This is a genomic window from Nocardioides sp. SYSU D00038, assembly GCF_016924665.1.
GTDB lineage: Bacteria > Actinomycetota > Actinomycetes > Propionibacteriales > Nocardioidaceae > Nocardioides.
This window is the reverse complement of the sequence record NZ_JAFFJT010000007.1, coordinates 349879-361241: the sequence shown is the minus strand read 5'-3', so window position 1 is coordinate 361241 and position 11363 is coordinate 349879. Positions and strand designations below refer to the sequence as shown.

The 11363-nt window shown below is 72.5% G+C and carries 12 protein-coding genes; 11 read left to right on the top strand and 1 reads right to left on the bottom strand.

All coding sequences use genetic code 11. From position 1 onward, the window contains the following. Positions 1-54 precede the first annotated feature (54 nt). From JT721_RS03975 to JT721_RS03935, 9 genes are all read left to right on the top strand, one after another. Positions 55-1047 carry a LacI family DNA-binding transcriptional regulator gene (locus tag JT721_RS03975; protein WP_205471596.1) on the top strand — a complete coding sequence of 331 codons (993 nt, stop codon included), beginning with the start codon at positions 55-57 and terminating at the stop codon, positions 1045-1047. Then, positions 1044-2318: a sugar ABC transporter substrate-binding protein gene (locus JT721_RS03970; RefSeq protein ID WP_205471595.1), complete on the top strand. Its 1275-nt coding sequence runs from the start codon at positions 1044-1046 to the stop codon at positions 2316-2318. The genes JT721_RS03975 and JT721_RS03970 overlap by 4 nt, the downstream gene beginning before the upstream one ends. A gap of 1 nt (position 2319) precedes the next feature. After that, positions 2320-3267: a sugar ABC transporter permease gene (locus JT721_RS03965; protein WP_307827870.1), complete on the top strand. Its 948-nt coding sequence runs from the start codon at positions 2320-2322 to the stop codon at positions 3265-3267. Position 3268: 1 nt separating this feature from the next. Beyond that, on the top strand, positions 3269-4165 hold the full coding sequence (locus tag JT721_RS03960) for a carbohydrate ABC transporter permease (protein WP_205471594.1): 897 nt from the start codon (positions 3269-3271) through the stop codon (positions 4163-4165). A 36-nt stretch (positions 4166-4201) separates the two neighbouring features. Further along, positions 4202-5821, top strand: coding sequence for a glucoamylase family protein (locus JT721_RS03955; protein ID WP_205471593.1), 1620 nt, complete (start codon positions 4202-4204; stop codon positions 5819-5821). Next, entirely contained in the window at positions 5818-7680 is a 1863-nt protein-coding gene (locus JT721_RS03950; protein WP_205471592.1) for a glycosyl hydrolase, read from the top strand. The genes JT721_RS03955 and JT721_RS03950 overlap by 4 nt, the downstream gene beginning before the upstream one ends. 119 nt (positions 7681-7799) lie before the next feature. Continuing rightward, complete coding sequence (locus JT721_RS03945) at positions 7800-8390, top strand: excalibur calcium-binding domain-containing protein (RefSeq protein WP_205471591.1); 591 nt, start codon at positions 7800-7802, stop codon at positions 8388-8390. Between the two features lie 228 nt (positions 8391-8618). Continuing rightward, positions 8619-8900 carry a DUF4287 domain-containing protein gene (locus JT721_RS03940; protein WP_205471590.1) on the top strand — a complete coding sequence of 94 codons (282 nt, stop codon included), beginning with the start codon at positions 8619-8621 and terminating at the stop codon, positions 8898-8900. 31 nt (positions 8901-8931) lie between these two features. Next, a complete protein-coding gene (locus JT721_RS03935) occupies positions 8932-9591 on the top strand; it encodes a vancomycin high temperature exclusion protein (RefSeq protein WP_205471589.1) in 660 nt (219 codons plus the stop codon). A gap of 63 nt (positions 9592-9654) precedes the next feature. Here the strand turns inward: JT721_RS03935 and JT721_RS03930 are convergent, their stop codons facing one another. Further along, entirely contained in the window at positions 9655-10026 is a 372-nt protein-coding gene (locus tag JT721_RS03930; protein ID WP_374220860.1) for a PH domain-containing protein, read from the bottom strand. Between the two features lie 212 nt (positions 10027-10238). Between JT721_RS03930 and JT721_RS03925 the strand changes: the two genes are divergently transcribed. Both JT721_RS03925 and JT721_RS03920 read left to right on the top strand, forming a co-directional pair. Further along, on the top strand, positions 10239-11009 hold the full coding sequence (locus tag JT721_RS03925) for a nuclease-related domain-containing protein (protein WP_205471587.1): 771 nt from the start codon (positions 10239-10241) through the stop codon (positions 11007-11009). Positions 11010-11219: 210 nt separating this feature from the next. Further along, entirely contained in the window at positions 11220-11360 is a 141-nt protein-coding gene (locus JT721_RS03920; RefSeq protein ID WP_205471586.1) for a hypothetical protein, read from the top strand. The last annotated feature ends 3 nt before the right edge of the window (positions 11361-11363 follow it).

Genomic DNA, 11363 nt, shown 5'->3' with positions numbered 1-11363 from the left:
GTAACCGGTTTCTGAAACCGCTTACACACGCACCGCCGCTCGGGAGGTGACCGGATGCGTACGACGATCAGGGACGTCGCCCGCGAGGCGGGGGTGTCCATCGCGACCGTGTCGCGGGTGATGCGCGGGTCGGCGTCGGTCACCGAGCCGACTCGCGAGCGGGTGCTGGCGGTGGCCCAGGAGCTGGAGTTCGTGCCGAGCCAGCTGGGGCGACAGCTTGCGGAGCGGCGGCACGCCGCCAACGGGATCGTGTTCCCCGACCTGAGCGGTCCCTACTACGCCGAGGTCGTGCTGGGCTACGAGGCGGTGGCGGCCGAGCTGGGGCGCAGCGTGCTGATCCTGTCGACCCACGGCCGGCAGGACGCCGACGCGAAGGTCCTGGAGATGGCCGAGCGGTGCGACGGCCTGGTGATCCTCGGCCGCACGGTGGGCGACACGACGGTGGAGCGGCTGGCCAAGCGCGGCGTGGGCCTGGTGCTGGTCGCGCGGCCGGCGATCGCGACCGCCGACAGCGTGAACGTCGAGAACCGCGACAGCGCGGTGGCGCTCGCCGAGCACCTGGTGGCGCGGGGGGCGAGAGACTTCGTCTTCGTCGGCGACCCCGACGGCTCGAGCGAGTTCGCGGAGCGCCTGGAGGGGGTCGAGGAGGGCTTCCGGCGCGCGGGGTCTCGACGACGCTCGCTGGCGCTCGCTGCTCGACCAACGGAGGAGGCGGGGGCGGCGGTCGCCGACTCGGTCGGCGGGGTCGACGACCTGCCCGACGCCTTCGTGTGCGCGAACGACGAGCTGGCGCTGGGCCTGATGGCCCGGCTGGGGGAGCGGGGGATCGACGTACCCGGTGACGTGCTGGTCACCGGGTGGGACGACGTGATGGCGGCGCGCTACGCCGGCCTCACGACCGTCCGGCAACCGATGCGCGAGCTGGGCGGAACGGCTGCCCGCCTGCTCGACGAGCTGATCAACGGCAGCCGCAGCGAACCACGCCACGAGGTGCTCGGCACCGAGCTGGTGGTGCGGGGCAGCACTCTCGGGAAGGAACACGCATGAGGAGCAGGACAGCACTTTCGCTCGCGACGATCACCGTGGTCGTCCTCACCGGCTGCGGACGCAGCGACGACGGCGCGGGCGGCGAGGAGCAGAGCGAGGAGATCGGCGCCGGCAAGGCGTCCGGGACCATCGAGGTCTGGGCGATGGGCACCGAGGGCGAGGTCCTCGGCGACTTCGTGGCCGGCTTCGAGGAGGAGAACCCCGACGCCGACGTGGAGGTCACCGCCATCCCGTGGGAGGCGGCCCACGACAAGATCGCCAACGCGATCACCGCCGGCGAGACCCCCGACGTCAGCCTGATCGGCACCACGTGGATGGGCGAGTTCGCCGAGGCCGGCGGGCTGATGCCGACCCCGGAGGGGCTGGTCGACGAGGCCGACTTCTTCCCCGGCGCCTGGGAGTCGACCGAGGTCGGCGGCACGTCGTACGGCGTGCCCTGGTACGTCGAGACCCGCGTCCTCTACTACCGCACCGACCTCGCGGCGAAGGCCGGCTGGGACGAGGCACCGCAGACCTGGGACGAGCTGCGCCAGTTCGCCGAGGACCTGCAGACCAAGGGCGGCGCCGAGCACGGCCTCAGCCTCCAGCCCGGCCAGACCGGCTCGTGGCAGACCATGCTGCCGTTCGCGTGGAGCAACGGTGCCAGCCTCACCAACGACGAGGGCACCGAGTACACGATCGACTCCCCGGAGATGACCGAGGCGCTCGACCACTACACCTCCTACTTCGCCGACGAGGTCTCCCAGACCCGGGTGCTCGACCCCGGCGAGCTCGAGAGCGGCTTCGCCGACGGGGTGTTCGGCTCGTTCATCTCCGGGCCCTGGCACACCGGCCTGGTCGAGGACGCCGGCGTCGGTGCGGACCAGTACGCCGTCGCGCCGCTCCCCGGCCCCGATGGCGCCCCCGGCACCAGCTTCGTCGGCGGCGGCGACCTGGCGGTCTTCGAGGACTCCGACAACGCCGACTCGGCGTGGAAGCTCGTGCAGTGGCTCAGCGAGCCCGAGACCCAGCAGGCGTTCTACGACGAGGTCGGCGACCTGCCGGCCGTCCAGGCCGCGTGGGAGACCGGCGAGCTCGCCGAGGACCCGCAGCTGCAGGTCTTCGGCGCCCAGCTGGAGGAGGCGCAGTCGCCCCCGGCCGTGCCGACCTGGGAGCAGGTCGCGGCCGCGATCGACGCCCTGGTCGAGCAGGCCGCCAAGGGCACGACCGACCCCGAGGACGCCGTGAAGCAGATGCAGTCGGAGGCGGCGTCGATCGGCACCGGGCTCTGACGTGGCCGCCGTCTCCACCACCCCGACCGGCACCGGCCGGCCCGTCCGCCCCCGGCGGTCGCGGCACGTCGACCCCACGCGGCGCTCGCAGGCGATCGCCGCGTGGGTGCTGGCGCTGCCGTTCGTGGTGCTGTTCCTGGTGTTCACCGCCGGGCCGGTGCTCGCCAGCCTCGGGATGAGCTTCACCGACCTGCGCAGCACCGACGTGCGCGACCCGTTCGCGGTCGAGGTGGTGGGGCTGGGCAACTACGCCGACCTGGTGCAGGACCCGCTGTTCCTCAAGGTCACCCGCAACACCCTGCTCTACCTGCTGCTCGGCGTCCCGCTCACCATGGCAGTGGCGCTCGCCGCGGCCGTGGGGCTCAACCGGGTGACCCGGCTGCGCGGCTTCTTCCGGGTCGGCTTCTACCTCCCCGTCGTCACCAGCATCGTGGCCGTGTCGGTGGTCTGGAAGTTCCTGCTCCGCGAGCGGGGCGGGCTGCTCACCACCGCGGCCGGCTGGGTCGGGCTCGACGTGCCCGGGCTGCTCGACTCGACGACCTGGGCGCTGCCGACGCTGGTCGTGATGGCGGTGTGGCGCAACTTCGGCACGCTCATGGTGGTCTTCCTGGCCGGCCTCCAGACCGTGCCGCGCGAGCAGCTCGAGGCCGCCGAGGTCGACGGCGCGTCGGCGTGGTCGCGCTTCCGCCACATCACCCTGCCCACGCTGCGACCCACGCTGCTCTTCGGCGCGGTGATCACCGGCATCGGCTACCTCCAGTTCTTCGAGGAGGCCTTCGTGATGACCAAGGGCGGCCCGCTCGACTCCACCCGCTCGGTCACCTTCTTCACCTACGACCAGTTCGGGTTCGGCAACTACGGCTACGCCGCCGCGGCCAGCTACCTGCTGTTCCTCGCGATCGTGCTCCTGACCTTCGTGCAGTTCCGCGTGCTGAGGGAGAAGGACTGACATGGCCACCACCACCGAGGCGCCCCCCACCCCCACCCAGCCCGACCCGCCCGGGCCGCCGCGGCCGCGCCGCGACGACGACACCCGCACGACGCCGCGCTGGCTCTACGCCGTGCTGTCGGTGGGTCTGCTGGTGACCGCGGTCCCGTTCGCGTGGATGCTGGTCAGCTCGTTCAAGCCCGAGCGCGAGCTGCGCGCCGTGCCGCCGACGTTCTGGCCCGAGGACGTGACGCTCGCCAACTACGAGAGCCTGTTCACCCGCCTGGACTTCCCGACGTACTTCCTCAACTCCGCGCTGGTCGCGATCGCGGTGACCGTGGGCAACCTGGTGTTCTGCTCGATGCTCGGCTACGCGCTGGCCAAGCTCGACTTCCCCGGCAAGCGCGTGGTCTTCGGGCTGGTGCTCGGCACGCTGATGGTGCCGGGCGTGGTGACGTTCGTGCCGCTGTTCGTGCTCACCACCAACATCGGGCTCACCAACACCCTGCCCGGGATGATCCTCCCGTTCCTGGCGGGACCGTTCGGGGTGTTCCTGATGCGGCAGTTCATCCTGAGCCTGCCCGACGAGCTGATCCAGGCCGCGCGGGTCGACGGGGCGGGGGAGCTGAGGATCTTCGTCTCGGTGATCCTGCCGCTGTGCGGCCCGGCGCTGGCCACCCTCGGCGTGCTCACGTTCCTCACGTCGTGGAACAACTTCCTGTGGCCGCTCGTGGTCGCGACCAGCGAGGACAAGTACACGCTGCCCGTGGCGCTGGCGCTCTACTCCGTCGGCCAGAACGCCACCCAGTACGGCCTGCTGCTCGCCGGTGCGGTCGTCGTCGTCATCCCGGTCATCGCCGTGTTCCTCGTCCTGCAGCGCCACATCATGCAGGGCATCGCCATGACCGGCATCAAGTAGCTCCCCACCACACCCCCTCACCCAAGGAGATCCACGATGCGCAACTCGGTGCGCACCACCCTCCTCGCCGGCCTGGTCGCCGCGGGGCTCGTCGTCACGACCGTGCCGGCGTCGGCCGGCCCAGCCCGGGGGACCGGCGGCGCCCCGCCCGCCTCGAGCGCCGCCGCCGAACCCGACACTGCGCGGATGCTGGCCAAGAAGCGACCGTTGCTGCGCAGGTACGCGCGCGACACCTGGCGCTCGTTCGAGGCGATGGTGGTGCCGCGCACCGGGCTGCCCACCGACAACATCGGCGGCGCGCTGCGGCCGGCCAGCCGGGCGACGTACACCTCGCCCACCAACATCGGCGCCTACCTGTGGAGCACGGTCGCCGCCCGCGACGCCGGGCTGATCGGCAAGCGGGAGGCGAAGCTGCGGATGTCGCGGACCATCCGCTCCGTGGGTCGCCTGGTGCACCACGAGCCGTCCGGGATGTTCTACAACTGGTACGACCCGCGCACGCTTGCCAAGCTCACCACCTGGCCCGAGAACGGCGACCCGGTGAAGCCGTTCCTCTCGAGCGTCGACAACGGCTGGCTCGCCACCGGGCTACTGGTCGCGGCGCGCGCCGAGCCCCGGATTCGCAAGCAGGCCAACGCGATCCGCGCCCGGATGGACTTCGGCTGCTACTACAACGGGGCGGAAGGCCAGGGCGGCCAGATCCGCGGCGGCTTCTGGGACGAGGACCCGCACGACGGCGCTGCGGTCACGGGTGACTACTGCGGCATGGGGGGCGACGTCTGGTACACCGGACACCACTACGGCGCGTTCAACACCGAGCCCCGGATGGCGTCGTACCTCGGCATCGCCGCCGGCCAGATCCCGAGGAAGCACTACTTCGGCACGTTCCGCACCTTCCCGCCCAGCTGTGACTGGTCGTGGACCGAGACGATGCCCACCGGCACCTGGCGCACCTACGAGGGTGTCGACGTCTTCGAGGGGGCGCTGCCCTACCGGGACATGAAGATCGTGCCGACCTGGGGCGGCAGCATGTTCGAGGCGCTGATGGTGCCGCTGTTCGTGCCCGAGGAGCGCTGGGGCAAGCGCTCGTGGGGCCGCAACCACCCGCTCTACGTGCGCGGTCAGATCGAGCACGGGCTCGACGAGGCGAGGTACGGCTACTGGGGCTTCTCGCCGTCCAACGACCCCGCCGGCGGCTACCGCGAGTACGGCGTCGACGCCCTCGGCCTCGACGGACCCGGCTACACCTCCGACCAGGAGCGCACCACCCACGAGCAGCCCTACGGCGACTGCCGCGAGTCGGAGCCGGCGCCGACCGAGTACGGCGACGGCGTGGTCACCCCGCACGCGTCGTTCCTGGCGCTGCGCTACGCCCCGGGCCGCGCGCTGAGGAACCTGGCCAAGCTGCGCCGGAACTTCGACGCCTACGGCAAGGGTGGCTTCCACGACGCGATCGCGGTGCGGAGCGGGCAGGTCTCCAAGCGCTACCTCTCCCTCGACCAGGGCATGATCATGGCCGCGCTCGGCAACGCGCTGACCGGCGACGACCTGCGCCGCTACGCCGCCCGCGGCGGGCTCGCGAAGCGGGTGCGGCCACTGATGCGCCAGGAGGTCTTCTCGGTCTCCGCGCGCACCCAGGTGGTGGAGGCCCGATGAGCACCGCACGCACCGACTGGGAGGCCCGGATCGGCGTCCGGTCCGGCACCGCCTTCGGCGGCAACGCCCCCGAGCTCGACCCGCCGAGCCAGGTGCGGGTCGTGGCCGGCGGCCACCAGGTCACGCTCACCTGGGAGCCGGTGGCCGGCGCGATCGGCTACCAGGTGCACGTCGCCGACGGCCCCTACGGCCCGTGGCGACCGCTCGACCACGCCGGTCGCGACGTGCTGGCGGTGCCGCACCCGCCGTACGTCGACACGACCGGCACCCCCGACGAGCAGCGCTGGTACGCCGTGTCGTCGCTGTCCGACGTGCACGTCGAGGGGCCGCTGTCGCGCTCGGTCGCGATCGCGCCACTGTCGCAGCCGACCGGGCCGGTGACGGTGGCGGTGGACGCGGGCGAGCGGCGCGGCGCGCTGCCCCGCCCGTGGCGCCCGATGATCGGCAGCGAGCACCTCTCGCACGCGCTGTCGACCGACACCACGGGCGGCCGGCCGGTGGGCGAGGAGCTCACCGCCGCGCTGCGCGCGGCCCACGACGAGCTCGGCGTCACCCACGTGCGGGCCCACGCGATCCTCTGCGACGACGTCGGCGTCTACCGCGAGGACGAGGACGGAGACCCGGTCCACGACTTCTCGGGCGTGGACCGGGTCTACGACCACGTGCGGTCGCTGGGGCTCTACCCCGTGGTGGAGGTGTCGTTCATGCCCCACGACCTCGCCGCCGACCCCACCAAGACCGTCTTCGGCTACGGCGCGATCATCTCCCCGCCCAAGGACTGGGAGCGCTGGCACGCGCTGGTGCGCGACCTCACCGCCCACCTGCTGGAGCGCTACGGCGACGAGGTCGTGGAGCACTGGTCGTTCGAGGTGTGGAACGAGGCCAACCTCGAGGTGTTCTGGAGCGGCACTCCCGAGGAGTACCTCCGGCTCTACGACGTCACCGTCGACGCGATCCGCTCGGTCGACGACCGCCTGGTGGTGGGCGGGCCGTCGTCGGCGGCCGCCGGCTGGGTGGAGGAGCTGCTCGCCCACGCCGAGCGCACCGGCACGCCGGTCGACTTCGTCTCGACCCACACCTACGGCTCGCCGCCGCTGGACTTCCGCCCGATGCTGGAGCGCTACGGCCGCGCCGACACGCCGATCTGGTGGACCGAGTGGGGCGTCACCCCGACCCACTTCAACGAGGTCAGCGACGCCGTCTTCTCCGGCACCTTCCTGCTCCGCGGGATGGCCTCGGCGATGGGCCGGATCGAGGCGCTCTCCTACTGGGTCGTCTCCGACCACTTCGAGGAACTCGGCCGCCCGCCGTCCCTGCTCCACGGCGGTTTCGGCCTGCGCACCGTCGGCGAGCTGCGCAAGCCGCGCTGGTGGGCGCTGGCCATGCTCGAACGCCTCGGCCCGCACCGGCTCGGCTGCTCGGTCACCGGCGACGGCGGCGGCTCGCTCGTCGAGGCCCTCGCCACCGCCGCCGACGACGGCACCGTCACCGTGCTCGCCTGGAACCTCACCCTCGACCAGACCAAGTCGGCCGGAGCGCCCGAGCTGGCTCGCGACGTCGTGGTCGAGGTCGCCGGCCTGGAGCCGGGCGCGTCGTACGCCGTCGTGGAGGAGCGGGTCGATGCCGACCACTCCAACGTCGCCGCCGCGTGGGGCTCGATCCGCCGCGAGGGCCAGGACTGGCCCGACGACGACCAGTGGGCCGCCCTCCGCGCTGCCGACCGGCTCGAGGAGGTCGACCCCGGCCGGGTCGTCGTCGCGGACGCCGACGGCCGGGCCGTCCTCGACACCCACCTGCCGATGCCGGCGATGTCGTTGGTGACGCTGACCCTGGGAGATGGTCACCCTGACCCACGGTGACTAGCGACCGGGTGCCGGAGGGGTCATTCGGTAGTCACTTCGTCCTGACTGTCTCGACCGGCCGGCGCGGGGGGACGTAGGAAGGGGGCGTCCCGTCCCACGCCCGTCTGGAACCCCTCATGGCTCGATCGACATCGACGTCCCGCACCGGCCACCGCCCGACCAAGACCCGGCTCTGGGGCCGTGGCAAGACCGCCTCGGCCACGGGCCTGGCCGGACTCGTGCTGGGGTTCGCCCTGGCCGGGGGTGGCTCCGGGACCTCGTCCGCGGACGAGTCTCCCGCCGAGACGCCGGGTGCCAGCGACGCCGAGGTGGCCCAGGCAGTCGCCGAGGAGACCGCGACCCTGCACGACCAGCTGGCGGCAGCCGAGGAGCGGCTCACCGAAGCTGGCGAGGAGGCGGCCGCCGACCTGGCCGCCGCCGTCGCAACGGCGGAGGAGCGGGCCCTCAAGGCGCAGCGGCGCGCCGTCCGACAGGCCGTGGCCCGGGTGCGCGACGAGGAACGGCGCAAGCTGGAGCAGGCCGTGCAGGAGGCGCGGGACGAGGCGGCGTCCGGCGGCGTGACGCCCTTCGCCGGAGGCGGTAGCGACCCGCTCTTCGACACCTGCGGTGAGGCCAACGCGGCCGGCTTCGGGCACTACGTCTCGGGCGTCGACCCCGAGTACACGCACTACGACGACCGCGACGGCGACGGGGTCGTCTGCGAGTAGCGGCTCGGTGGGTTTCCCCGGTGCACCGGGGAAACCCCCACTTCTCGGCCGAAACTCTGGCCGAGAAGTCGCGGTTCCGGCCGAGAAGTCGGCCCGTCAGCCCCGCCTCGGCCCCGGTCCGTACGCCACGCGTCACTGCCACCGGGGGTCTCGTGGAGGGCCGGCAAGGGCCTGACGCAGCCACTGGACTGCGAGATGATCGGCAACCCCGAACGCGAAGGAGACCCGATGTCCTTCCAGGCCTACCTGGACAACGCCGAGAAGAAGACCGGGCGCACGCCCCAGGAGCTGGTCGACCTCGCCCACGCCCGCGGCTACGGGCCCGACACCAAGGCGAACGAGATCCTGGCCTGGCTCAAGGACGAGTTCGACCTCGGCCGCGGGCACGGCATGGCCCTGGTCCACGTGATCAAGAACGGGCCTGGGATCAGCGACGCGCACGTCGGCAGCACCGGCACCCACCGCGACGAGTCGGCGGTGCTGCGCCTCGACGGGATCGCCGCCCGCTGATCAGGCGCGACCCCCCGCCTACACTCGTGGGGTGCTGCGCAGGAGGTGGGTCCGCCGGGTCGTGGTGGCCGGGTGCGTCGCTGCGGCGACCGGCGTCCTGCTCGTCGCCACCGCCAACGCGGTCGTCCTGGTGCGCACCGAGGACGACATCCACACCGACGTCGAGCAGCTCGAGCAGGCCCAGGTGGCGATCGTGCCGGGCTCGCTGGTGCGCCCCGACGGGAGCCTCGGTGCCGTCGTGCAGGAGCGGGTCGACGCGGCCGTGGAGCTCTACCGCGCCGGGGTCGTCGACAAGCTGCTGATGTCGGGCGACAACGGGACGGCGGCGTACGACGAGCCCGACGCGATGCGCGACGCGGCGATCTCGGCGGGGGTTGCCGCCGAGGACGTGTTCACCGACTACGCCGGGTTCAACACCTGGCACACCATGCGCCGGGCCCGCGACGTGTTCGAGGTCGAATCAGCGGTGGTGGTGACCCAGGACTTCCACGTCGCGCGGTCCGTCGACCTCGGCCGTGCCGCCGGCCTCGACGTCCAAGGCTACGTCGCGGGCGACGCCGGCCGGGGCGTCCGCGAGGTGCTGGCCCGGGTGCGCGGTCTCGGCGAGGCGATCCTGCGTCCCGACGTCACGGGCGGCCCCACGATCCCGATCACCGGCGACGGGCGCGCCTCCTGGGACGACGAGGACTGACCCGGGCGTCCGTCGTCCGCGGATCCCCTCGTCGTGGGCGGAAGCGACCCTGGATGAATCGGGTCAGCGGCCGTTAAGGACCGCGTGCGAAATCAGGTGGTCGAGCTTGCGGACGTCGATGCCCTTGCCCAGCTTGACCTTGATGTGCCCGGCGCGTGTCCACAGCTCCATCTCGGCGTTGAAGTCGATCTTGCCGGCGTTCTCGGACGACCACATGTTGATGGCGGAGTAGGGCAAGGAGTAGATCTCGACCTTCTTGCCCGTCAGACCCTGAGCGTCCCTCACGATGAGCCGTTTGTTGGTGAACACGGACGTGTCGCGGAAGGTCTTGTACGCAGCCCATGGCTGTTCGCCTTCGACCAGGATGGGTCCGAGGTCGTTCGGGATGGGGCACTCGGCTTGAAAAGTCCAGGCAGTGATGGCAGCGGTCTCCACGGACATTCCTCTCTTCGGTGTGCTCGACACCGAAGCGCGTGCCCGCCTGCTTGGCAAGGGACACCCCGGTCGACGCCTCCCCCGACCGGTCGTCCCCGATGGCCCGGACAGCGGGTGGGGACGACGCCGGCCGGTCACGGCTGGCCGGATCGGCGGCGCGACCGGCGCCGGCGACCTACGGTCCTCCGCAACGGACCCTGGGGAGGGCGAGCATGGCCGGAGAGTCAGCGCGCGACGTCGCGCGCCGGAAGAGGGAGCGCGCCGAGGCGCTCCAGCGGAGCGCCGCGGCGTACGAGCGCGGCGCGGAGGGCGAGGAGTGGACGGCCACCGCGCTGTCGGTGCTGCCGCCGGAGTGGGTGGTGCTGCACGACCTGCGGTGGCCGGGGCGTGCCCGGGCCAATCTCGACCACGTGGCCGTCGGGCCGGGCGGGGTCTACGTGATCGACAGCAAGTACTGGTCGGGCACGCTGTCGACCCGCGGCGGCGTGCTGCGCCAGAACGGCCGCTCCCGGGCGTCGACCGTCGCGTCGTGCGCAGCCGCCGGGCGGGCGGTCGCCGAGGTGCTGCCCGGGCTGCGCGTGCAGCCCGTGCTCTGCTTCACGACTGCCGAGGGGCTCGACGCCCGGGTCGACGACGTGCTGGTGTGCACGACGTGGAGCGTCGCCCAGCTGCTGCGGTCGCGGCCCACCGTGCTGGGGCCCGAGCAGGTGCGCGAGGTCGCGGCCACCCTGTCCCACCTGGCGCCCGCACGGGTCCCGGCGGCCCGGGTGGGCACGCCGTACCCCCAGCGGCGCGCGGCCGCGGCGCGACCCGCGGCGAGCGCGCCAGCCCGACGCCGGAAGCGAGGCCCCGGTCTGGGGCGCACGGCGATGACGGTGCTCGCCGGAGCCGCGATGGTCGTCGTGCTGCGGTCGCAGCCGGAGCTGCTGACGGCCGGCGTCGACTGGTTCGCCGGGTGGTGGGCCGGACTGGCGACGGCCTGAACCTGGTGGCGGCCGGCCAGGAGCGGCGTACTTCTCGGCCAGAACCGTGACTTCTCGGCCAGAGTTCCGGCCGAGAAGTCACGGTTTCCCCGGTGCACCGGGGAAACCCCCGACCCCGACCCCGACCCACCCGCCTCCGACCCCGGTCTGACCCCGGACCAGCCCAAAGTCGGATGTACGACGGCCGTGGGCGGCCGTAATGTCGCAGTCATGCAGCTCGACAGCAGGCTCCCCGCCCGCGACTGGCGGCTGCTCTCCCGCGAGGAGAAGCAGCGCCGGCTCGCCGCGCTCCGCCGCCGGCAGCAGCAGGAGATCGAGGCCGAGCTGCGCCGGCTCGACGCCACCCGCTGACAC

Coding starts and splice junctions, on each gene's coding strand:
- JT721_RS03975 (WP_205471596.1), top strand. CDS start 55: ATGCGTACGACGATCAGGGACGTCGCCCGCGAGGCGGGGGTGTCCATC.
- JT721_RS03970 (WP_205471595.1), top strand. CDS start 1,044: ATGAGGAGCAGGACAGCACTTTCGCTCGCGACGATCACCGTGGTCGTC.
- JT721_RS03960 (WP_205471594.1), top strand. CDS start 3,269: ATGGCCACCACCACCGAGGCGCCCCCCACCCCCACCCAGCCCGACCCG.
- JT721_RS03955 (WP_205471593.1), top strand. CDS start 4,202: ATGCGCAACTCGGTGCGCACCACCCTCCTCGCCGGCCTGGTCGCCGCG.
- JT721_RS03950 (WP_205471592.1), top strand. CDS start 5,818: ATGAGCACCGCACGCACCGACTGGGAGGCCCGGATCGGCGTCCGGTCC.
- JT721_RS03945 (WP_205471591.1), top strand. CDS start 7,800: ATGGCTCGATCGACATCGACGTCCCGCACCGGCCACCGCCCGACCAAG.
- JT721_RS03940 (WP_205471590.1), top strand. CDS start 8,619: ATGTCCTTCCAGGCCTACCTGGACAACGCCGAGAAGAAGACCGGGCGC.
- JT721_RS03925 (WP_205471587.1), top strand. CDS start 10,239: ATGGCCGGAGAGTCAGCGCGCGACGTCGCGCGCCGGAAGAGGGAGCGC.
- JT721_RS03920 (WP_205471586.1), top strand. CDS start 11,220: ATGCAGCTCGACAGCAGGCTCCCCGCCCGCGACTGGCGGCTGCTCTCC.